Raw genomic sequence first — 21,979 nt, 5'->3', positions numbered from 1 at the left:
GGGGTACTATACCATCATGACATCTGAGATAGATAAAAGCGACCGGGAAATCATCGCCAAGTACCACGGCTTATCAAGGATTGAGGACTCATTCCGTATCACCAAAAGTGACCTTGAAGGCAGGCCGGTTTACGTCAGTAATCCTGATCATATCAATGCGCACTTTTTGGTATGTTTCATCGCCCTGACCATGATTCGGCTCATTCAATACAGAGTACTGAAACATCAGGGCAAAAGCACCATGAATGAAGACGGCTGGGAATCAGGAATTACGGCTGACAGAATCAAGAAGGCACTGGCCGCCTTTCAGGCCGACCTTCAACCTGGCGGACGCTATCGGCTGACCAAGCCTTCTGACGACCTGAAGCTGATTCTGGAATCATTCAATATCAATGCTGATCTGCGCTTGCCGACTATCAGCGAGCTGCGCAAGTTGAAATATTCTTTTGACCGTTCCGGGATTATTTAAAGTTTTTGTATGCATTCCGGTAATGTTAGAAGATGAAGAATGGCCTTTACATAGCGGAATTTATGTGACTACAATTTTTACATTTTATTCTCGCCTCTTTAAGTGAAAACCCTTGAATACTCTAAGGTTCAAGGGTTTTCTGCCTTAATTATCTGTTAAACTTGGGTTATAACATATAAATACGCGCAGTTAAAAACCAAGCCGGGAACGGTCCTGTTCCCGGCAGTTTATACTATACTGAAAACGTCACCTGGCAGCGGCTTCCGCACACTCTTTTATCTGTAGTCGGGCCGGTATCACATCGTTCCTGACCAGGTCCTGATAAGTCTCTCTTTTTACAATTATCTCCGCCTTTCCGTCTTTTACCAGGACCACCGCCGGTCTGGGCAGGCGGTTGTAATTGCTGGACATGGAATAATTATAAGCTCCCGTGCTGGAAACCGCGAGGATGTCTCCGCTGCTGACCTCAGGCAAAAGAATGTCCCAGATCAACATATCGCCGGATTCGCAGCACTTCCCCGTGACGGAAACAACTTTTGCTGCCTTTTCTCTCGCTTTATTGGCAACCAGGGCCTCATACTTGGCCTGGTATAGAGCAGGCCTGGGGTTATCGCCCATACCGCCGTCAACCGCTACGTATGTCCTGACCCCCGGGATGTGTTTTATCGCGCCGATCGTATAAAGAGTCGTCCCCGCCGTACCGACGATGGAGCGCCCCGGCTCCACAATCACCTTGGGATGGCGCAGTTTCAACTCCCGCGCTTTTTTGCCGATCGTGGACATGATCACCTCGGCGAAATCGCCGACGGGGGCCGGTGTATCACCTTCCTTATAATATATGCCGAAACCACCGCCCAGGTTCAATTCGGCCATGTTGACGCCGGTTTCGTCTTTCACCTGCTTTATAAACGACATCATGACATCGGCTGCATGGCGGAAAGAATCTATTTCAAAAATCTGCGAACCAATATGGCAATGCAGTCCTTTTAAAACCAGCGCTTTGGCATTAAGCGCTTTTTTTACTATTTCCATGGCCTGCCCCGTGGCTATGGCCATACCGAACTTGGAATCAATCTGGCCGGTCCTGATGTATTCATGGGTGTGCGCCTCAATGCCGGGTTGAATTCGGAGAAGTATCCTGGCGGTTTCCCCCAGGCGGGTCGCTTCTTCGTTTAAGAGTTCCAGCTCAAACATGTTGTCGACTACAAAACGACCTATTTTGCTTTTCAGCGCAAACTGGATCTCTTCGCGAGACTTGTTGTTTCCATGAAAATAGACCCTTTCCGCCGGAAAACCGGCCCGGATAGCCGTAAACAGCTCGCCTCCGGAAACCACATCCAACCCGAGGTTCTCCTCATCAATGATCCTGGCCATGGCCATCGTCATAAATGCTTTGCTGGCATAGATAACCTCCGAATTGGCATGCTTTGCAGTAAACGCACGGTAGTAGTCCCGGCAGATCCCGCGCATGTGTTTTTCGTCCATAACATACAAGGGAGTGCCGTAATCCCTGGCCAGTTCGACCGTATCGCACCCGCCGATGCACAGGTGCCCCCGGTTGTTTATTTCCATGGTGCCATGCAGTTTCATCCTCTATATCTCTCCTATCCATTTTATTTAATTCTAAACAAATTGACAGCCAGGTGAAGCAATTCCCGGCTGCCATTGACAAGCGGCATTCAGCGGCCAACCTCAACCCCTTGTGATGAGATAGTGCTCCACCTTAGGATAAGGGAAAACCCCAGGTGACAGTGCTGCGCCTGTTCGGTCGCAGCCCCAGCAGATAAGCCCCGGCCGGGCTCCACTGCTTCGGCGAAGGCCCCTTTCAACCGGTTCATGGCTGCCCGCTCCCCGGTTTACTGATGGCACACTGTTTTCTCCGCAACCTCTACCCCACCCTCAAAGAGTGAGGTGTAAACCATTTATTATTTTTCAATATTCTAGCATATCGTCATACGCCGGTCAAGGCTGCCGCGCTTTTCACGTAGCAGGTCGATAAAGGCCTCCAGCCGTGTGTTAACACCCTCCTGTCCCATCTGTTCATCGACATAGACCGTTAAAACCGGAATACCGCAGTTCTCGCTTACCCTAGGAAAGATGGTATGCGCCACGATTTCCGGCATGCAAGTAAGGGGCGCCACCTGGACAACTCCATCAAATCCTTCGGCGGCGAAAGCAACCCCCGCACCAATGGATTCCTGCCCGTGTCCTCCCACAAAGTGATTGAGAAACGGGCTGGCATAATGCTTAAACGGTTTGCGGCTTGCTTTTTTCCTGAACAAACCCATGAAAAGGTGCTCGTTAATCCATTCGCTTAAATAAATGGACCTTGTCACCAGGGCTCCCAAATAACCCAGCTTCTTTTCCATTTCCAGGCTTGCAAACGGCTCAAGAAGGGTAAAAATCTCGCCGACAAGCCCCACTTTCAGGACTTCCCCGCTTTCTTCATCAATAGGAACGTGGAGCAGTTTTTGCCTGGCCAGGCCGAAGGCTTCCTCCAACTCACTCCTGTTTTGGGCCCGGTCAATGGTAAGCAGCGAGTGGTTGAATACTTTATCGGCCGTACCTTTTTTCAGTTCACGCGGCCGGATTTCCTGGACCATTCTTTCCAGGTCATCAATAAGGCAGGCCTTGTAATAGGCAAACCTGATCGCTTGAATGACCCTCAACCAGGAAACAGGCCCGATCAGCCTTTTAATCCTTTGCAGGAACCGCCATATCCCTCTTTCCGGAGGTTCCAGCACCAGTGAATCATAGCCGTACCCCAGCTCTTCCAGTATTTCCCTTTCCAGCTGCGCATACAGGCCGAAACGGCAAGGCCCGACACCGCCTGCCATGATGAAAGTGTCAGCCCCCAATTCCCGGGCTTCGATCAAGTTGCCCAGGTTCAGTTTCAGGGGCAGGCAGGCGAACTCCGGCGCGTGCTGCACGCCCAAGCTCAGCGTCCGCTTGCTGGTGGCGGGAGGGACAATCACGCTGAGGTCAAGGTATTCTAAAAGCCCCTTTAATATTACCCATGTATGGCCCATGTGAGGAAAAGTAATCTTTGCCATATGATTTCCTCCAGCAAATCATGTCCAGGAATGCTTCGATGCGGGTATCGACGCCAGCCTCACCGGTGTGTTCATCCAACACAATGCTGAGCTGGGGAATACCTGCCTTTTTGAAGTGTCTTACTATCATATTAACAACAAACGAATCAATTCCACAACCAAATGATGTCAGTATTACAGCCCCTTTTTCTCCCCGCAGCCCTGTAAAGCAGCGTGCTGCGCCCAGCAGCGTTTTCCCGAATGTCCAAAACATTTTTTTGGGCAAACCGCTAACGGCAGCTTCCCGGTTTTCAAAAGGCACCTCCAGGGGGGTCAAAACCAGGCAGCCCCGGCATTTCAGCTTTTTAAGCACATTTAAGTTCAAAAAACTATCTTCAATCAGGTACTGGTGCCCAAGCAAAAGAATAATGACTTCCCCTTCTTCCAAGGAACCGGCAGCCGCGTTTTCCAGGATTGTTCCCTTCCCAAAAAGCGGACTGGTTTTCAAATTGTCTTCCTTTTTTTGCTCCTCCACCGCTTTTTGCCAGGACATCCTTATTTTCTTTACGCCGCACCCCAGGAATCTATCGATCTCTTGAAAGAAAAAGTTTATCCTCGCTGGTGAACCAGCCAAATTAATGGTCGGTTTCAACAGCGGCGGAACAGGGTCCCGGCCTGCTTCCAGCATGTCAGGCAAACCTATCACCTTTGGACAGGCATAGGCCTTCCTTTCGATACTCACAATCCTGGGAACAAAAAGGAAATCCGGTTCCTGACCGGCCAGCTGGACCGCATGTCCGAAAAAAATTTTTACGGGCAGGCAGGCCTCGTCTGCTACCCGCAAGGCCCCTTCATCCAGGACCCGTTTGTTTGTTTTGCCTGAAACAACCACTTCCATATCAAGGCAATTAAAAAAAGTGCGCCAGAGTATAGCAAATTCATAGTATAAAAGCGCACGAGGTATTCCAATTTTATAAATCAACAGCCAGTCCTCCCCACGATTTTGCGATACATGGTTATCCCCTTGTTATCCTTTGCCCTGCTCCCAGTGCTCCACTATTCTCTGGAGCGCCTTTGTCGTTATTTCGGCGCCCTGAACAGGATCGTCTCGGCCATCCATTTTGCCCAGGTCACCCACCCCAACAATAAAGGGAACCTTTTCTCCTTTAAGATCGTTCAGCACATCCACTGTGTCACCAAGGACGCACTTGTCTTTAGATACCGTATTGCCGTCTTTGTCAACCTGGCCTTCGATCACCTGCTTCTCCGCGGTGACTGCGCAGTCAACATCTGCTCCACCTGCTCTACCCGTATTGGAGGCCACAGCCAGCACTCCCATCACTTCCAAATCCGGGTGTTGGGCTACAAATTCAAGCGCCGTTTCACCCCCGCCTTTTTGGCTGGAACCTTTATCGTCAAACATCACCACGACCGGATCATACTTGGCCTGCTTGACCAGCTCCACTATTTTCCTGCCGCTTAGCGGTGTAGGGTTGCCGGCCGATGCAGATATGCACCGTCCCCCAATCCTTTTTACTGCTGTTTCAACGGCCTTTTGGGCTATCCGGTCACCATCGGTAACAAGAATAACCCTTCTTTTTTTGGGCGTTCTCATGAAACTCCTCCCCTGTCAACCCCTGGGTTTGAAAAATGTTGCTGTCAACAGCCCGAATACCACGGCTGCGGCAATTCCAACCGAGGTCGCTTCCAAGCCCCCTCCTATTGCCCCCAACAGCCCTTTGCTTTTCACCCCTTCAATCGCCCCCTGGGCCAGCAGGTGACCGAATCCTGATAGAGGGACGCTTGCCCCTGCGCCGCCCCAATCCACAAGAACCTGGTATATACCCGCCGCGCTTAAGAGTGCCCCTACCGTCACATACCCCACCAGGATATGACCGGGCGTGATGTTAAAAGGAGTGAGGTCCATAAGGAGCTGACCAGCGGCGCAGAGCACTCCTCCAAGTACAAACGCTTTAAAAATGCTCACCATTTTGTTGTCTCCTCTCAATTCAATAGTACTCAAGGACCACCCCGTGGGCGATGCAAGGAATGGAGTCTCCTTGAAAAACGCTGGTGGGGCTCAGCAGGGCGCCCGTTCCCACGAAAAAAACACGATGGTACTTTTTCTCCAGCATCTGCTTGAGAAGATAACCCAGCACTACTGCCGAGCATCCGCAGCCGCTTCCTCCCGCATGCGTATCCTGGTCGGGGTCGTAAATCAGCGTCCCGCAGTCGCTGACATTGTTCGTGCTGTGCCCTTCCGACGCCAAAAGTTCTTTTAAGGCGTTCAAACCCAGCTGCCCCAGGTCACCGGTAACAACCAGGTCGTAATCACTCATTTTTCTTCCCAGGTCCTGGAGGTTGACATTAATTGTGTCAAATGCTGCCGGCGCCATGGCCGTGCCCATATCGCTGGCATTGCTGATCCCCATGTCTTTTACTTTGCCCACAGTGGCGTGAGCGATCCCGACGCCTGTTTTGGACATGTTTAAAACATAAGAACCAGCCCCTGTCACCGTCCACTGGGCGGTCGGAAGGCGCTGGGCTCCAAGCTCTGTAGGATAGCGAAGCTGGCGTTCGGCCGTGCCGTAATGGCTGCTGGCCGAGACGCCCACATTGTCCGCATAACCCGCGTTGAGCAGTGAAGCGCCGAGGGCCAACCCCTCCGCAAGAGTAGAGCAGGCCCCGTAGAGGCCAAAAAACGGGATGCCGAAAAACCTGGCCGAAAAATTAGCGGTAATAATCTGGTTCAACAGGTCGCCAGCCAGGTAAAAATCAAGGTCATGGGCCTTCATCCCCGCTTTTTCTAGAGCCAGTTCCATACTGTGCTGCATCAACCTCTGTTCCGATTCTTCCCATGATTTATCACCTTTGACCAGATTGCTGTCAAGAATCATGTCAAAATGGTCCCGCAAAGGCCCCTGCCCTTCCATCGGCCCAACCGCTGTTCCCCAGGAAGCGATAACCGGACGGGCCGCAAACTGCCATGTTTGTTTGCCGATCTTGTTTTGTGCCATAGTTTCGCAACCGCCCTACTTCACAAAGTAATAGATCAAGCCGATAAAAATGGAGACAATCGTCCCGTAGACAATAACCGGTCCTGCCACCGTAAAAAGGCGCGCTCCCACGCCGTAAACAAAGCCTTCCCTCTTAAACTCCAGGGCCGACGAGGCAATGGAATTGGCAAACCCGGTAATAGGCACGATTGAGCCTGCTCCAGCCACTCTTCCCAGTTCATCATATATACCCAACCCTGTAAGCAGGGCACCGGCAAAAACGAGCACCGTCGAGGCGGCTGTGCCCGCCTCCCTGTCAACCAGCCCTCCTGAAGAAAACAGGTTGGTGAGGACCTGCCCGATGGTACAAATGAGACCTCCCACAACAAAGGCCAGAATCGCGTTTTTAACGACTGCCGGCCTGGGAGCCAGTTTTAACATTTTTTTCTGGTACTCCACCGAATCAACCTGTTGAAAATCTTGCTGCTGTTTTTCAAGCAGCTGTTTTAAATTCATTGCTTTTTGCTTTTCGTCTCCTTCGGCCCTTGCTTCCCAGGCAATAACAACCTGGTGGTCTGCTTGGATTTCCTGCTGGACTTTTGCTTTATCATCCTGCTTCATTTCAGCCCAACCCGGCAAAAGTTTTTTGCGCTGCTCGTAGCGGTTCAATATATCCTGTTCCTTTTCCATCTCTTGTTTCACCACCACAATCTATTCTTGGACTGCTAATATTATTGTTCACACTATGGTTTGTTATTCATGCCTTCCCTACGAACCTGTCCGGGTATTTTCCTCCTGCAAAAGCGCCCTGAACCGTTTTAAAGCCTGCCGCTCAATCCTTGATACCTGGACCTGCGAGAGCCCAACCAGGCTTGCCACTTCCGTTTGTGTTTTATCCTGGAAAAACCGCATCAAAATGATTTCCTTTTCTTTTTCTGACAGTTTGTTCATTATTTCTTTAAGGGCAATTTTATCGAACCAGTTGATTTCCTCCTGGTCGCTGCTCAGCTGGTCAATCACGTAAATCGGATCCCCGTCATCCTGGTAAAGTGTTTCGTGAATGGAGGTCGGCGCCTGAACCGCTTCTAAGCTGGTGATTATTTCTTCCAGGGAAAACCCGGTTTCATCGGCAATCTCCTGCAGGGTTGGTTCACGGCCCCATTCTTTGGTCAGCGCATCCCGAACCTTATTGATTTTATAGGCGTTTTCCTTCAAAGAACGGCTAACTTTAACGGGATTATCGTCCCGCAAAAAACGGCGTATCTCCCCGATAATCATTGGCACCGCATAAGTGGAAAACTTCACGTTATATGAAAGATCAAACTTGTCGATAGCCTTTATTAAGCCGATCGTGCCTATCTGAAAGAGGTCTTCCAGTTCATAGCCCCTGTTGGCAAACCTCTGGACGAGGTTGAAGACAAGCCGCAGGTTGCAGTTTATCAATTTCTCCCGTGCTTCCATGTCTCCCGCCTGGGCTTTTTCCAGCAAACTGGCCATCTCCTCATCGCTAAGTAAAGGAAAACGCGGGAGATTCATTTCCGACAGCCTAACGTTCATATTCATACCTCATTAAGAAACCGCTTTATTTTCAGCTCCGGCGCTGCCAATCCGCTTGCGAAGCGTCACTTTCGTCCCGCAGTTGATCTGCGACTCGACATCCACCTGATCCATAAACGACTGCATGAAGACAAAACCCAGACCCATTCGTTCAGGATCTGAAGAATACGCAGGCTGCATGGCCTGTCTAATATCGGCAATTCCTATACCCTCGTCAGCGACTTCAATCACAATCTCATCTTCGTATAAGGTCCCCACAACCTTGACTATGCAGTCGGGGTTATTCTGGTAGCCGTGGATAATGGCGTTAGAAACCGCTTCCGATGTGGCAACCTTGATTTCCTCCAGGTCATTTAGCGTCAGGTTCAACTGGGAAGCAAGGGCGGCAATGGCTATTCTCGATAAGGCCACGTTTTCTCCCCGGCTCACGAACTGTAATATTATTTTATTTTTTACTATTTTATCCATTTTTATTCCCCCTAAATTGCTTTTTTATCCAGCAAGCGCCAGGCATCAGCTTCCGAGGCACAGACAGGAATAAAAGACTGTACCCCCGACATTTCCAAAATCCTCTTAATATTAGGATTAAGACCAATAAGGATAACCTGTCCGCCTTTTGCCTTTACCTTGCGGTACCTTCCCAGGATAACACCCAGCCCGGAACTATCAATAAAAGTGACCCTTCCCATATCAATGATCAGGTTCTGGGCGACCATTTCATCGAGGGCCTTATCAACCGTTTCCCGGAATTCCCCCGCTGTAACCAGGTCAAGTTCTCCTTTTACCCTAACAGTCAACGTCCTGTTTTTACTATGTAAAATAAACGACATCTTGAGTATCCCCTCCTTACAGCCATTTTAAAATAATATTCTCTACTGTCTGGCAATATTCCTGCTAATTTTTGGCAATTATTTTGGGCGCCAGCATAAGCACTGGCGCCTTCTCTTGATTATCCGGCAACTGTGGTCTTCATCACTTTTTTGAATTCTCGCCACCAGGAACCCTTTTCCACGCTTTCCCCCGCTTGAAGATCCATCCGGCTAAGGACCTCGTCGTTTTTCATGATGGAAACATACCCCACCACATCTCCCGCCCTGACAGGGGCATCAATCATCGGAAACAACTCGACCTTTGCGGTCAGGCCTTTATCCTCTCCTTTGGGTACTGTAAGGCCAACCTTTTTCCCGGGAACAGCGGCTACAGAGTCAACCGTACCCTTGCCAACCCTCACCGAACCCAAAACCTCGTTTTCCTGATAAAAATTCTTAAAGACGAACTGTGAATAACCCCAGTTAAAAAGCGTCTTGGTATCTTCAAACTGCCCGCTTTTAGCCGGAACGCCCATTACTACGGAAACAAACCTCAACCCGTTCCGTTCGCAGGTGGCTGTCAGGCAGTATTTAGCATCCACGGTCCAGCCTGTCTTAAAACCATCGGTCCCGGGATAAAACCAGAGAAGCTTGTTCTTATTATCGTATTGGAACGGCTTGCCGGTTTCCTCGCGTATCCTGTAATGTTTAACCGAGCAAAGCTCCCTGACCAAGGGAAACTTGAGCGCATACAGGCCAAGCAAGCCAAAATCATAAGCCGTGGAGTAATGGTCCGGGTCGTGGAGGCCGTTGCAGTTGACAAAATGGGTTTCTTTCATCCCCAGTTCCTGTGCTTTATTATTCATCATTTCCACAAAGCCTTCGTGCGACCCGGCGATGTACTCGGCCACGGCCACACTGGCATCGTTTCCCGAGGCCATCGCTATCCCCAGCAGCAAGTCCTTCAAGGACAGCACCTCACCCGGAGCCAAAAAGATTTGGGAACCCCCGTAAGAGGAGGCGTTTTCACTTGCTGCCACCATGTCAGTCAGCTTTATTTTGCCGCTGTCAATCGCTTCCGCCGCTAGAACCAGGGTCATCAACTTGGTCATGCTGGCCGGATATGCTTTCAAATGTGGGTTTTTCTCGTACAGGACCCTGCCGGAATAAGCATCGAATAAAACGGCCGATTCAGCCCTCAGGGGAAGCTCGGCACCCGGTGCGGCTCGGGGGAACAGTGAAGAGACAAGCAAACTAAGAAAAATCGCTGCCCATATAACGTTTCTGGTCATATTCTTATTGCGGAACAAAAAACCACCTCCCACCATGTTGTCTTTATTTTTCCCCTGCTAATCGCCGGACTATGTAAAGCTTTACATAGATCATCCCGGAAGGGAAAAACTAACAACCAGGGAGGTGATGTTTTAATTATGGAAAGGTTTTTGGCGGCCTTTTTATTGGTCCTGATCGGCGGCGCCGTTTTCTACCTGCTGATTGCTTATGTAATCCTGCCTGTCATCAAGCTTTTTCAACAACAATCCCGTTTGAAGAAATGATAAAAACTCCTACTCAATCATCCCGTAAACAAGGGGGTTGGCCGGCACGACATGATGAGAAAGGGACAGGCACTTCGCGGCCAGTTCCGCCGCTTCCGGCAATCTCCTGTCGTTATTGTAAAAAATGGTCAGGAGCGGCTGGCCTTTTTCGATTTTATCGCCTGTTCTGGCATGCAGTCTGAGACCCACTGAAAGATCGATTTTTGCCCCTTTTGTCTCCCGGCCTGCGCCCAGCAGCATAGCCGCTTTTCCAAGACCTTGAGCGTCCTTGATTTCAAGATACCCCTCCTGGGGCGCTTCAATCACGCGCCTGTACCGGGCCTGCGGTAAGATGGAGGTGTCTTCTGTCACGGCAGCGTTCCCGCCCTGGGCGCGAATCATTTCCGCCATCTTTTCCAGGGCAGCGCCGGAATCCAGGAGCCTGTCCATGAGTTTTTCCGCCTCTTCTTCCCCTTTTACCCTGCCTGCCGCCAGCAAGAGCAGTCTCCCCAGGATGAAGCAGTGCTGGCGCAGGCGTCCTCTCAATTCACCGCGCAAAACCCTAATGGCTTCTTCCACCTCCAGGGCATTGCCAATCGCGCTGCCCAATGGTTCGTTCATATCCGAGACCACGGCCAGTGTTTTCCTCCCCAGCCCTTTCCCGATGGCTACCATCGCCCTGGCAAGCCTAAAGGCCTCCTCTTTCTTTTTCATAAAGGCCCCGCTGCCGGTTTTAACATCGAGGACAATGGCCTGCGCCCCGGCAGCTATTTTTTTGCTCATAATGCTGCTGGCAATAAGGGGAATGGATTCGACTGTTCCGGTCACATCGCGGAGAGCATATAATTTCTGGTCGACCGGTACCAGGTCCTCGCTTTGCCCGGTTATGGCCAGGTTGATCCTGTTCACCTGGGCAAAAAACTCTTCCTTGGAAAGAGAAGTGCAAAAACCCGGAATGCTCTCCAGCTTGTCAATGGTCCCGCCCGTATGGCCAAGACCCCGTCCCGCCATTTTAGCCACCGGAACCCCTGCCGCCGCAACCAGCGGTGCCAGGACGAGGGTGGTCGTATCAGCCACCCCGCCGGTGCTGTGTTTATCGACTTTAAAACCGGGAATCGGCGAAAGGTCTACCGTTTTTCCCGATGCGACCATGCTCATGGTAAAGCGGGACGTTTCTTCATCATTCATCCCCTGGAAGCAAACCGCCATGCAGAATGCCGCCATCTGGTAATCAGGAATTTCTCCTCCAGCGTAACCGCCTACCAGGTAGTCAATCTCCTCCGGCAGCAAAACCTGACCTTCGCGTTTTTTTACGATTATATCAACAGCCCTCATCATCATTCCTCCTTCCCCTGTTTTTTCACCAGGGAAAGAAAACTCTCCCCCCGGCATTTAAACGGAAGTTGATACAGCTCGCTTATGGTGGCGGCAATATCGGCAAAAGTTTTACGGATTCCCAGGTCGACACCCGCTTTTACCTCGCGGCCATAGACAAGAAGCGGCACATATTCCCTGCTGTGGTCTGTGCTTAGGGTGGTTGGGTCGTTGCCGTGGTCTGCGGTGATTATCAACAACCCTCCCCTTTCCACCAGTTCCATTAAATCCGGCACGTGCCTGTCGAAATCCTCCAGCGCGCCGGCATAACCGTCAACATCATTGCGGTGCCCGTAAGCAGAATCAAACTCCACCAGGTTGGCGAAGACCATGCCGTCTTTTAACCCCTGCCACGCCTCCTTAATCCTGCGTATCCCTTCTTCGTTGCTCCTGGTGGGGATACTGCCGGTAAGACCACACCCGGCAAAAATATCGCCTATTTTCCCGACGCCGATCACTTCATATCCCTTTTCTTTCAGACTGTCCAGCACTGTGGGACGAGACGGCGCCAGTGAATAATCGTGCCTGTTCGCAGTCCTGGCAAAGCTACCCGGTTTCCCCACAAAAGGCCGGGCAATAACCCGCCCCACGGCCCAGGGGCCGGTAAGCAGCTCCCGCGCTGTTTTGCATATTTGATAGATCTCTTCCAGGGAGATCACCTCTTCGTGGGCCGCAACCTGAAAAACGCTGTCTGCAGAAGTATAAACTATGGGATAACCGGTTCGCATGTGTTCTTCACCAAGCTCCTCGATTATTTCCGTTCCCGAGGCGGCGACATTGCCCAGCGTCTTACGGCCGATCCGCTTTTCAAAAACCTCAATCAGCTGTGGGGGAAACCCGTAGGGAAAGGTGGGCATGGGATCTTCGGTGATGATACCCGCAATCTCCCAGTGGCCGGTGGTCGTGTCTTTACCGCAGGACATTTCGGCCATTTTACCGTAGCAACCCCTGGCCGGTTCTACGGCGGGAACACCCTCCAGGGGTACAATTTTTCCCAAACCCAAAGAAGCCAGGTTAAAAAGCTTTATCCCTTTTTTTCTTTCGCAAATATGACCCAGTGTATTGCTGCCCGCATCGCCGTAAAGGCCAGCGTCAGGCAGCGCTCCCACTCCTACGCTGTCCATTACCACAAGGATGACTTTTGCCATTACCCGTTACCTCCAGTCATACCCTTCTTTTTTTCTCTCCCCTTATGCCCGGGGATGAGTCCGGTCATAAACCTCCTTCAACCTGTTTTTTGTCAGGTGAGTATAAATCTGGGTTGTGGCCACATCGGCGTGTCCTAAAAGTTCCTGCACAGAACGGAGGTCGGCCCCGTTAGCCAAAAGGTGCGTGGCAAACGAATGCCTGAGGGTATGGGGGCCAATCTCCCTGTTTATTCCTTTCCGGCGAGCGTGAAGCTTGATGATTTTCCAAAAACCCTGCCGGGTAAGGCGACGTCCCCGGCTGCTCAAAAAAACAGCCTCAACCCCGGGATCTCTTAACAGTTTAGGCCTGCCGTAATCAAGGTATTCCCTAACCCAGCGGGCAGCGCAGGAACCGAGGGGAACAATGCGCTCCTTATCACCTTTACCCCGACAGCGCACGAAACTCATCTCCAGGTTGAGCTGCTTCAAATCCAGGTTCACTAGTTCCGAAACGCGCATGCCAGTCGCGTACAAAAGTTCCAGCATCGCCTTGTCCCTTACAGATACGGGGTTAGCATCAACCGGCTCCTGCAGGAGCATGTCCACCTCTTCCACCGAAAGAACACGCGGCAGTTTTTGGGCCAATTTTGGAGTTTCCAGGTTAACCGAAGGGTCGCTTTCAATAACGTTTTCCAGGTACAGAAAACGAAAAAAACCCCGTAAAGAGGCGACCTGCCTGGCAATTGTGGCGGGAGAATTCTTTTCTTTGCGCAAATAAAAAAGATAAGCCGCCAGAAAGTCCTTGTTTATCTTCTCTACTGCGTCAACGTTTCTATCCCTGCTGTGCCTGCAGAACTTTTCTAAATCCCTGCGGTAAGCCGCCAGTGTATTTGACGAGTACCCTTTTTCCACCTGCAGGTACTCCAGGAAAGCGGTCAACAGCCTGTCCATCTAAAAGCGCCTCCTCTGTGGAAATCTACATTCTATTTCCACAAAAGAGTTGATTTTCCTTTTATGCCTGCCTTCGCAAACCGCCTTATTTTTCTTTAACTTTTGGCGTTGTTTCCTGGTCAGGTTTGTTCTGAATCTCTGCGGGCTGTCCCTGGACCTTCACCGGCTGGCTGATGACATCTTTCTGCAAACCCTGATCAACCGGAGCATTGACCCTGGAATCTCCGGGTGTCAATAAATGGTTAATCCCCAGCCCCAACCCGATAAAAATCGCCACAAGCACCAGAAGCGCCGCCAGTTTTTTCTTCCACCTGGTAATAGTAATGACATACATTTTTCTCCCCTCCCTCATTTAGTTATATATGACAAAAACGGTTCTCTTAGAATACCTGGCCAGGCTTACTTCGATTTTTTTCCATTTATTCATAAACCCGGCCGGTTCAGGTAACCCTATTCCTATAAAAACAGGCTATATATTGAAAGGGGAGGGATTAAACATGGAAGAGATGGCCTGGAAATCCAGGACCCAGGAAAACAACCGCGGTTGCTGGACGGTTTTTCCTGATCTGTGCAAAGGCTGCGGCCTGTGTATCGAAAAATGTCCCGTAAAAGTCATTTGCTGGTCAGAACAGCTGGGATTCATGGGGACGCCTTCCGTTAAAACACGCATGGAAGGCTGCATCGTCTGCGGCATCTGCGAAGCGGTCTGCCCTGACGCCGCCATCCGTGTGGAACGCAAAGACAGGAAGGAAATGCCTCCTGCCCAGGTAGTGTAAACGGCAATAAATTTTAGTCCTGGCCGTAATTGCCGTGAATAGCTTCCACCCTGTAGAAATGCTCCCTTAAGGCGGAAACGGTTTGCTCGCTCACCTCAAACTCCCGCGCCATCTCCGCATCCGACCTGTTTTCGCGCAAGCGGTCGATAAACTCGCGGTAGTCGATGCCTGCCTCGTCGCAGACAAAATGCATACTGGGCTCAACACCCCAGGGCGGTCCGGGAGCCCCTGGGTCATCACCGTCCGGTCCGGGCTTGAGCCTGTAGCTGCAAGTTTCGGTGCCCACAGAAGCAAAGCGCGCCGATCCCAGTTCCGTGGGAACAAAAGAGCCGCCAAGGCAGGCTTCTCCCTGCAGTTCTCTTCCTTTCTTTTTCACGCGTGCATCCCTCTTTTCATTTTGATTTGTCCGGGTAACAGTTGATCTTATTGTTTGCATGGGTTAAGGTAATTAGTACAGAACTTATCGTAAACCTGAATTATATTTTAAGAATCATGGAAACCCACTCCCATACGGCTGTTCCCGTCCAGCTTGACCCCGCCAAAGGTCTGCTGGGATTCCACACCAGCAAGGACAGGGTTGATGAACTGTTGGCCATCCTCGAAAACATCCCCCGGCCGTTGACTGTTCTTGATTCAAGGCCATAATACCCGCCGCGCATTATCAATAAGGGGTTATGGCCGCCAACTGAGAAGCTGGATGAATAAAGGCGAGAGATAACCTTCAATAAACGCTGCGCTCAGCATCAAAAGAGAAAGTCCCGCCATCACCAGCAGGTAACCGGCAAAATAGTGGGTAAACGAAACAGCCCGGTGATCACTCCGCCCCCTGAGCAAATACAGGGAAAAATTAATCGCCGCAACGGACCCCAGGATGTACGCGGGCAAAGAAAGCAAATTTGGCGGTATGATGACCAGTAAAGCAAGCAGCAGCCCCTGGAGGGATTTTTCCCTGACTAAAAAGACAATAGTAAAGCCCAGCACAAAACCGCGGGTAAAAATAATGGCCAGGATAAAAGGAAAGCCAACCACCGTAAGACCAAGAACGAATATCTTTCCCAGGTTGTAAAAGTTTTTATACCCCGCCTGCTTTGTAGCAATCGAAAAATCAAGGCTGCCGGCAAACCTGGACAGCCCTTTATCCATAAACTCCCTCAGGGAGGAGGCCTGTTTTTCGTCCAGGGCATTTACACCCAGTGAACCGAAAACAAGGCCGGCCATAAAACAGGCGCTTAAAAAAAGATAAACCCACCAACTGGCCCGCAGGTGCTGGATAAACCTGCTTTTAAGCTTTTCCAACTTCCTTCTCCTCCCTCCTTTGTAATGTTATGAAGGGAGAGAAAAAAATATAACTACCAGTCCAAACCCGCAATTACAGCTGCTGCCCTGAACGGGCCAGTATAAGCTGGGCCAGGTACTGCACGGCCAGCACATCTTCCAGGGCGCTGCCGCTCGCGGCCACCAGGGTAAGCGGGGCTCCCTGGGCCATTTTCAGCGCTCTTTTAATCCCCTGCCAGGCGGGTGCAGCACCTTTCATCTTCATGGTCCTGGCCACCGTGGCCGTGGTAACCCTGCCCCCCATCTGCCATACCGCATCAAAAATGGTGCCGCCCGCATCGGTAACAGCGACGGCTACCGTTTCGCGCCAGTCTGCCAGCTTTGCCGTTTCCGCTCCCAGGTTAGGCCAGACCCCGCTTGCCTGCAAGCCCTCCGCCTCAATACCGGCCAGCACGTCGGCTGCCCGCGCCTTCCTTTCCTCGTTGCTGCCGGCCCTGGGTTCGGCGACAACCGCTATTTTTGCCTTCTTTTCTCTGGCTTCCCTGGCGGCGGCACGCCCGACCAGGTAGGGATTGGCATACGGCAGCCCCTTCCCGGCGGGCGCAGCTCCCCAAAGGCCGGCGGCTCCAGCTTCCTCCAGGGCTTCCAGGGTTGTCGACATATCAATAACATCCACCAGGATGATAAAACGGCCCATCTTCACCGCCTCCAGGGCTCCTGAAAGATTATAGGCAACAGTCAAAAGGCTTTTTCTATCCTGCGCCAATCCGTCCATAAACACCTCCGGCCCCGGGAACTATTTCAGGTTTTCTAATGATTGCCGTTCTTTCATGAGCCACAACAGCCCAATAATGGACTTGGCGTCCTTGATTTCGCCTGTGTTTAACATTGCGCAGGCTCTGCTCAGGGGAATTTTTTCGAATTCGATAATCTCGTCGGGATCGGGATGGGGCCCGGTTGCTTCCAGCCCTTCCGCCCGGTAAAGATGAATGACTTCATTGGAAAAACCCGGCGCGGTAAAGAATGAAGCGAGTTTTTCCCACTTGGCGGCTTTGTACCCGGTCTCCTCTTCCAGTTCTCTTTGGGCGGTCTCCAGCGGGTCCTCGCCGGTCTCCAGTTTGCCGGCCGGTATTTCATAACACACCTGGCCAATCGGGTAGCGGTACTGCCTGACAAAAATGATTTCCCCTTCGCCGGTTAGCGCTGCTATCGCCACAGCGCCAGGATGCAGCACCGTGTCCCTAACCGTTTTCTTCCCGCTGGAAAGCATCACTTCATCCTGGCGAAAATGCAGGAACTTCCCCTTCATCTCCTTTAAAACTTGCAGGAACTTTTCTTCCACTTAAACCCCCTCCTTGTCACACCGGTCATATTTGCATGCCCGGCCACATATAATTGGACTGACACAGGCCAACGAATAAACCGGCTATTGAGTCCCGGCTTTGTTAAAATCACCGGCCGCCGCTTCCCCCGCCGCCGAAGCAGCCAGGAAAAAAGCAGGATCATCCCCAAACTTGCGGCCCATGTGGTTTAAAAGAAAACCCATCCTGCGGGCCAGGTTTATTCCTTCATCACCCCGCCCCCAGACCAGCTGGTGATTGTTAATCTCCCTCCCTTGCAGCTGGCTGAGGACGGTCTTTTTTTGCCCTTCGTCAAGCGCGGGCAATACCAGGCGGGTTGAAGCGAGTGCCACCCTGGACAGCACCGTCAGGGTATGGTGGCTGACGCCCTTGTGCCTGCCGCGTTTGTCGGCGAAACTAAGCCGTGGTATGGTATAGGAAGTCCCGTTAAGCGAAGAGACGGCATTGATGATCAGCCCCGCTTCAATGCCGGTATGGCCCCAGGTCGTACCTGTACCTACTACGCCGGGTCCCATAAGGGCTACGATCACCTGGGCGTTTAAAATCGCCCTGGCCGCAAGAAGCCCGCTGTAGAGGTTGACTGCTTCGCAATCGCCGCCAAAGGCATGCCCTGTGGTCACGACTCCGCAGATGAACCCTGCTCTTTTCAGGTCTTGCACAGCCTTGCTGATTCCCAGGGGAAGGGCCCCGCCGTCCGTCATCACGTAGGCGACCCGCAGGTCCTTATTCACAGCCTTAATCCCGCAGACGCAGGGTACGAGCATGCTGTGCAGCGATCCCCCGATGACGGGAATGCCTCCCAGGTCTTGAGTCTTCTCCAACAACCCGCGCCAGGGGCTGCCGGGCTCCTCGGCAGCCATAACCTTCAATTGGAAAGGAGTGTAGCGCAGCTTCATAATATGGCCTGCCTTCCGGCCGGTCTGGACCCCGCCGGAGCTTCGCTCCTCGGTCAGGTTGGCCATTACAAAATGATAACCCCCGCTTCCCAGTTTCAGGTCGACCGCCGTCGTATTCAAAAGGACTTGGTCGCCGATCCTGACCTTTCCGGTTTGCCGGGGAAAAGCATACGCCTTTTGGGACCCGCCTTCCACGCGCACTTCAATCTCAAGAAGTTCATCTTCGCAAGAGCATATTTTCGTAACCACTCCAACATGCCTGTTAATCGACCGGTTCACACCTGTCCAGCCTTCGTTTTAATTATCCATTCTTTAACTACCTTTTCCACATCAGAGCGGCATTATCCTTCTCGTCTTGATTTAATCTCTTCCCCACCTGTCGATTTTCCTGAGCCATTCATTTTTTTCTATAATTCTGCTAAAGGAATACTTCTCGCAGGCCAGCTGAAAAACCATCAGCCCGGCCGCCAGCAGCAGTTTGGCCAAAAAAGGCGCCTGCAGAAGGACCAGTCCGGCAGCCATCCCCAGCGCATTCGACCCGGTGTCCCCCAGCATTACCTCACCCCGCAGGTCATAGCGGGCATAAGCGATGAGAATGCCGGCAGCAGCGCTTAAAAACCGGTAATCGCCAATCGGCAAAAGCAGCGACAACGCAAAAAGAAAAATCGTGCCTTTTACCGCTCTTCCCGGCCGCAGGTCAAGGAGATTTATAAAATTAACGCATAACAGCAAAAGCAGCCAGTCAAGCCCCATGGTTGAGCCTTGTTCATATAAAACGACCCAGAGCGCTATCACCCCTGTCCCTAAAGCCTTGACCACACCGGTAGATATTTTCCGTTTCCTGAACAAACGGCCAAAGTGGCCTGTAAGCCCCCTTGGCCCGGCATCGCCCATCATATCGTCAACCAGGCCAAGGAAAGCAGCTCCGTATACGGCAAACATAAAAATGATCAGACTCTTATCCCGGGCTCCGTTTTGAACAAGCGGAAGGCAAACCAGGCTGAGCAATACAGGGAAAACCAGTCCGGCTGTTCCGGGAATGAGCTTGCCCCGCCAGTTGGGTTTTAAGGCGGCCGGAACGCTGGCGGTATCGAGAAAAAAGGGCAGCAAAAAACCAGCGGCCAGGAATCCTCCTCCAAAAAGCAGCAGGCAGCAAACCAGCGGCATGATCACTCGAAAAGCCTCCCGCAGCGGGAACCCAAGGCAAGACATATATCAACGAATTGCCTGCCCCGGTGTAAAAAACCCTGCCAATCCCGGCCGGGCGGGCAGTGTTCCAGCCCTGTCTCCACTTCCAGCACACTGTATCCCTTTCTCAGCGCATCTACGAGCATGCCGACTTCCAGGCCGAACCGCGGCGCCAGAGGCAGTAGTTCCAGCAAGACCTTTTTGGCAAGACACCTCTGTCCTGAAAGGGGTGACTTGATATTTTGTCCGGTCAACATTTTTATGCCCCAGGCGGCCGTTCGCCTGGCGAGCCCAAAACCCTGCCCTCCCTTCCCGGGGGGAAAACCGGCAATAGCCAAATCCGCTTGCCCCGACGTCACCGGCTCTACCAGCAGCAGTGCTTGCCGGGCGCTCTCCTGCAGATCGGCATCGATAATAAGTACAAAATCGCTTTTTATATACGGGCAAGCTGCGTTTAACGCCCCTCCTTTGCCCACATTTGAGGGCAATCTGAGCACCCTGGCGCCGTTTCTTTTCGCAATCCCGGCAGTGTCGTCCACCGAACCGTCATCCACCACCAGGACCTCATCCACTCTGCCGGCCGATTTAAGGGCGCAAATAGTGGCGGAAATCCTTTGGCCTTCGTTATAAGCGGGAATCACGACGGTAAATCCGGGCAAAACTGCGCACCTCCCCTGGTTAAAACCCTGTGGCCCTGTTCGCTTCCTGAGAAAAAGAAAAACCGGCAATGGACAGGATCAGCGCGGCCTGCTCCGGGATGGATCCGCTGGAATCGAGATAAAAAATCCCGTCCGCCCTCTTACCGGCCTCCGCTTCGCCGGGGTTGGAACGGGTCTCCAGATAGTACACCTTGATCCCCCTGGCGGTGTATTCCTGGATTAAGCCGGCCTGGGCTTTTTTGACATCTTCTCTTTCTTCCATGGCCTGGCGGCAGTTGACATAAATCAAAGCGTCCACAGCCGCGCCGTTTCCATACCTTTCTGCTGTGCCTTTGTTTATATCGCTCCCATATTCCGCGACATAAAATTCTGCGCCGGATAACCTGATGCTGTCTAGAAAAAAGCCGGGTGTTCCTGCTTCTCTGTTCTCAATTACCGCGAGCTTTTTTCCGGCAAGGCAGCCGCCAATCACCAAAGGCAGCGTTTCCCTGGCGTACCTTTGGTAATAATCGTTCATCTTTTTCAATTTATTCATTTCTTCCTGGTAAAACCTTGCTTCGTTCCTTAAAAAGAGATAATCCTGTTCCAGGCGCTGGACGATTATCTCCTGCTCTTTGGCAATATCCTTGACAAAACTGTCCCCAACCAGCAGACTGCCGATAACGATGCCCATGCCCAGGGCCATAAACACTGCAACAAGAGAGGCCGCATGGTACTTGGAATCAATAATCACCTCATAGAAACCTCCTTCTTCAGATTCCCAGCGTTATCTTAAACTTGAGCAACAAAAGGCGGCCCAGCTGCGACAGCAGGGTCGATACCGAGAGGATTATCAAAAAAGGAAAAAAGGCGGCACAGACCACCTGGACCACCGGCTTTATGCCCTCTTTTTCTCCGTATAACCGGCTGACCCCTTTAGCATCAACCAGTATGCTGCCCACCTTGATGCGGGTCAGGAGAGTGCTGGCCATACCGTTTCTGCCCTTTTCCCAAAAATCTATAACACTGGAATGGGTACCCACCGCTACGATCAGCTCGGCCCCTCCATGGTATGCCAGGAGCATGGCGGCATCCTCGCTCGTACCGGGAGCGGCGAAAACCTGCGCCTCCAGCCCCATTTGGCCGATGCGCTCCAGACCGGGCGCCTGGCCGTCCGTATAAGCGTGCACAACCACTTCCGCCCCGCAGGCCAGAACCTGATCGCTTACACTGTCCATGTCTCCAAAAATCAGGTGAGGCCTGTACCCGTTCTCGTACAAGGCATCGGCTCCCCCATCCACTCCGACCAGGACCGGCTTCATCTCTCTGATGTATGATTTCACCGCTTTTAAATCTTCGCAGTAACCCTTGCCGCGAACAACAATCAGGGCCTGCCTTCCTTGAAAAGAAGTTTTGAGCGGAGGGATTTCCAGTTTTCCCAGGATGGAACTGCGTTCATACCGGGCATGAAAGAGCGTGTTATCAACAAATTCCTCCAGGCCCTGGTGAAGGTTGGCTTTGCTCGACTCCATCACCCGCAGAATGGACTCGGCAGTCTGCCTGACACCCTGGGCCAGCAGCTTTTTTTTTAAATAAATCCTGTTTTCCCTTATTTCTACAACCTGGTCGTCCGCCAGTTCCAGCACGGCTGCTCCGGCCTGGTCGATGAGGGGAATATGATGTTTTAAAAGGGTAAGCGGGCCAAGATTCGGGTACCTCCCCGAAGTTGAGGGCTGGGCGTTAACAACCGCCCTGACCTTGGCACGAACGAGCGACAGGGCAGCCACCTCGTCGAGATCGGGATGGTCAATCACTGCGATCTCGTGGGGTTGAATGCGTTTCACCAGTTTTTTTGTGCTGCGGTCTACCTTGACCTTCCCGGTAATAACCATAAATTCTTCTCGCGATTTATGCCGTTTAAGATTAGTATGTTCCAGTCATAAAAAATTTCCCCTGGCTTCTTCTGGTAATACTGGCAAAAATAAAAGCTGACAA

General features: G+C 51.8%; 28 protein-coding genes and 1 riboswitch. Of the genes, 4 read left to right on the top strand and 24 right to left on the bottom strand.

Features of this window, described 5'->3' with window-relative positions; all coding sequences use genetic code 11:
* On the top strand, nt 1-469 hold a 469-nt coding region (locus tag NUV48_09010), incomplete at its 5' end, for a transposase (GenBank protein MCR4442275.1).
* 246 nt (nt 470-715) lie between these two features.
* Here the strand turns inward: NUV48_09010 and lysA are convergent.
* The 11 genes from lysA to NUV48_08955 all read right to left on the bottom strand — a co-directional run bounded on the left by lysA (nt 716) and on the right by NUV48_08955 (nt 10,173).
* Complete coding sequence (gene lysA, locus NUV48_09005; GenBank protein MCR4442274.1) at nt 716-2,059, bottom strand: diaminopimelate decarboxylase; 1,344 nt, start codon at nt 2,057-2,059, stop codon at nt 716-718.
* Nucleotides 2,060-2,172: 113 nt separating this feature from the next.
* A riboswitch (Lysine riboswitch) is annotated at nt 2,173-2,368 on the bottom strand.
* Between the two features lie 41 nt (nt 2,369-2,409).
* A complete protein-coding gene (locus NUV48_09000; GenBank protein ID MCR4442273.1) occupies nt 2,410-3,522 on the bottom strand; it encodes a CoA protein activase in 1,113 nt (370 codons plus the stop codon).
* A complete protein-coding gene (locus NUV48_08995; GenBank protein MCR4442272.1) occupies nt 3,452-4,483 on the bottom strand; it encodes an acyl-CoA dehydratase activase-related protein in 1,032 nt (343 codons plus the stop codon). The genes NUV48_09000 and NUV48_08995 overlap by 71 nt, the downstream gene beginning before the upstream one ends.
* Before the next feature lie 45 nt (nt 4,484-4,528).
* Complete coding sequence (locus NUV48_08990) at nt 4,529-5,116, bottom strand: stage V sporulation protein AE (protein ID MCR4442271.1); 588 nt, start codon at nt 5,114-5,116, stop codon at nt 4,529-4,531.
* Between the two features lie 15 nt (nt 5,117-5,131).
* Nucleotides 5,132-5,491, bottom strand: coding sequence for a SpoVA/SpoVAEb family sporulation membrane protein (locus NUV48_08985; GenBank protein ID MCR4442270.1), 360 nt, complete (start codon nt 5,489-5,491; stop codon nt 5,132-5,134).
* A 19-nt stretch (nt 5,492-5,510) separates the two neighbouring features.
* The gene (gene spoVAD, locus NUV48_08980; protein MCR4442269.1) at nt 5,511-6,518 is read right to left on the bottom strand and encodes a stage V sporulation protein AD; all 1,008 of its coding nucleotides are present in this window, start codon (nt 6,516-6,518) and stop codon (nt 5,511-5,513) included.
* Nucleotides 6,519-6,533: 15 nt separating this feature from the next.
* Nucleotides 6,534-7,013, bottom strand: a complete 480-nt coding sequence (gene spoVAC / locus NUV48_08975; protein ID MCR4442268.1) for a stage V sporulation protein AC — start codon at nt 7,011-7,013, stop codon at nt 6,534-6,536.
* Between the two features lie 252 nt (nt 7,014-7,265).
* A complete protein-coding gene (gene sigF / locus NUV48_08970) occupies nt 7,266-8,054 on the bottom strand; it encodes an RNA polymerase sporulation sigma factor SigF (GenBank protein ID MCR4442267.1) in 789 nt (262 codons plus the stop codon).
* 12 nt (nt 8,055-8,066) lie between these two features.
* The gene (gene spoIIAB / locus NUV48_08965) at nt 8,067-8,513 is read right to left on the bottom strand and encodes an anti-sigma F factor (GenBank protein MCR4442266.1); all 447 of its coding nucleotides are present in this window, start codon (nt 8,511-8,513) and stop codon (nt 8,067-8,069) included.
* 20 nt (nt 8,514-8,533) lie between these two features.
* Complete coding sequence (gene spoIIAA / locus NUV48_08960) at nt 8,534-8,884, bottom strand: anti-sigma F factor antagonist (protein MCR4442265.1); 351 nt, start codon at nt 8,882-8,884, stop codon at nt 8,534-8,536.
* 119 nt (nt 8,885-9,003) lie between these two features.
* The gene (locus NUV48_08955; GenBank protein ID MCR4442264.1) at nt 9,004-10,173 is read right to left on the bottom strand and encodes a D-alanyl-D-alanine carboxypeptidase; all 1,170 of its coding nucleotides are present in this window, start codon (nt 10,171-10,173) and stop codon (nt 9,004-9,006) included.
* A 120-nt stretch (nt 10,174-10,293) separates the two neighbouring features.
* Between NUV48_08955 and NUV48_08950 the strand changes: the two genes are divergently transcribed.
* Nucleotides 10,294-10,419: a hypothetical protein gene (locus NUV48_08950; GenBank protein MCR4442263.1), complete on the top strand. Its 126-nt coding sequence runs from the start codon at nt 10,294-10,296 to the stop codon at nt 10,417-10,419.
* 9 nt (nt 10,420-10,428) lie between these two features.
* Here NUV48_08950 and NUV48_08945 read toward each other — a convergent pair whose 3' ends face one another.
* The 4 genes from NUV48_08945 to NUV48_08930 form a co-directional block, all read right to left on the bottom strand.
* Complete coding sequence (locus NUV48_08945) at nt 10,429-11,739, bottom strand: pyrimidine-nucleoside phosphorylase (GenBank protein ID MCR4442262.1); 1,311 nt, start codon at nt 11,737-11,739, stop codon at nt 10,429-10,431.
* Entirely contained in the window at nt 11,736-12,920 is a 1,185-nt protein-coding gene (locus NUV48_08940) for a phosphopentomutase (GenBank protein MCR4442261.1), read from the bottom strand. Before NUV48_08940 ends, NUV48_08945 begins: the two co-directional genes overlap by 4 nt.
* A 42-nt stretch (nt 12,921-12,962) precedes the next feature.
* On the bottom strand, nt 12,963-13,850 hold the full coding sequence (gene xerD, locus NUV48_08935) for a site-specific tyrosine recombinase XerD (protein MCR4442260.1): 888 nt from the start codon (nt 13,848-13,850) through the stop codon (nt 12,963-12,965).
* Between the two features lie 85 nt (nt 13,851-13,935).
* Nucleotides 13,936-14,184: a hypothetical protein gene (locus NUV48_08930; GenBank protein MCR4442259.1), complete on the bottom strand. Its 249-nt coding sequence runs from the start codon at nt 14,182-14,184 to the stop codon at nt 13,936-13,938.
* A 172-nt stretch (nt 14,185-14,356) separates the two neighbouring features.
* Between NUV48_08930 and NUV48_08925 the strand changes: the two genes are divergently transcribed.
* Nucleotides 14,357-14,626 (top strand): ferredoxin family protein, encoded by a 270-nt coding sequence (locus tag NUV48_08925; protein MCR4442258.1) that lies wholly within the window; start codon nt 14,357-14,359, stop codon nt 14,624-14,626.
* A 13-nt stretch (nt 14,627-14,639) separates the two neighbouring features.
* Here NUV48_08925 and NUV48_08920 read toward each other — a convergent pair whose 3' ends face one another.
* The gene (locus NUV48_08920) at nt 14,640-15,002 is read right to left on the bottom strand and encodes a hypothetical protein (protein MCR4442257.1); all 363 of its coding nucleotides are present in this window, start codon (nt 15,000-15,002) and stop codon (nt 14,640-14,642) included.
* A 50-nt stretch (nt 15,003-15,052) separates the two neighbouring features.
* Between NUV48_08920 and NUV48_08915 the strand changes: the two genes are divergently transcribed.
* The gene (locus NUV48_08915) at nt 15,053-15,271 is read left to right on the top strand and encodes a DUF4911 domain-containing protein (protein MCR4442256.1); all 219 of its coding nucleotides are present in this window, start codon (nt 15,053-15,055) and stop codon (nt 15,269-15,271) included.
* A 27-nt stretch (nt 15,272-15,298) separates the two neighbouring features.
* On the opposite strand, the gene spoIIM is transcribed toward NUV48_08915, so the two are convergent.
* From spoIIM to steA, 8 genes are all read right to left on the bottom strand, one after another.
* Nucleotides 15,299-15,922, bottom strand: a complete 624-nt coding sequence (spoIIM, locus tag NUV48_08910) for a stage II sporulation protein M (protein MCR4442255.1) — start codon at nt 15,920-15,922, stop codon at nt 15,299-15,301.
* Between the two features lie 73 nt (nt 15,923-15,995).
* A complete protein-coding gene (locus tag NUV48_08905) occupies nt 15,996-16,676 on the bottom strand; it encodes a hypothetical protein (GenBank protein ID MCR4442254.1) in 681 nt (226 codons plus the stop codon).
* Between the two features lie 21 nt (nt 16,677-16,697).
* Nucleotides 16,698-17,243 (bottom strand): NUDIX hydrolase, encoded by a 546-nt coding sequence (locus NUV48_08900; GenBank protein ID MCR4442253.1) that lies wholly within the window; start codon nt 17,241-17,243, stop codon nt 16,698-16,700.
* Between the two features lie 84 nt (nt 17,244-17,327).
* Nucleotides 17,328-18,437, bottom strand: coding sequence for a DUF3866 family protein (locus NUV48_08895; GenBank protein ID MCR4442252.1), 1,110 nt, complete (start codon nt 18,435-18,437; stop codon nt 17,328-17,330).
* A gap of 81 nt (nt 18,438-18,518) precedes the next feature.
* The gene (locus tag NUV48_08890) at nt 18,519-19,331 is read right to left on the bottom strand and encodes a hypothetical protein (GenBank protein MCR4442251.1); all 813 of its coding nucleotides are present in this window, start codon (nt 19,329-19,331) and stop codon (nt 18,519-18,521) included.
* Entirely contained in the window at nt 19,328-20,005 is a 678-nt protein-coding gene (locus tag NUV48_08885; protein ID MCR4442250.1) for a glycosyltransferase family 2 protein, read from the bottom strand. The genes NUV48_08890 and NUV48_08885 overlap by 4 nt, the downstream gene beginning before the upstream one ends.
* Nucleotides 20,006-20,024: 19 nt before the next feature.
* Complete coding sequence (locus NUV48_08880; GenBank protein ID MCR4442249.1) at nt 20,025-20,738, bottom strand: copper transporter; 714 nt, start codon at nt 20,736-20,738, stop codon at nt 20,025-20,027.
* A gap of 19 nt (nt 20,739-20,757) precedes the next feature.
* Entirely contained in the window at nt 20,758-21,876 is a 1,119-nt protein-coding gene (steA, locus tag NUV48_08875) for a putative cytokinetic ring protein SteA (GenBank protein MCR4442248.1), read from the bottom strand.
* Between the last annotated feature and the right edge of the window lie 103 nt (nt 21,877-21,979).

Source organism: Peptococcaceae bacterium (assembly GCA_024655825.1).
GTDB lineage: Bacteria > Bacillota > Peptococcia > DRI-13 > PHAD01 > JANLFJ01.
This window is presented reverse-complemented; position numbering and strand designations above follow the sequence as displayed.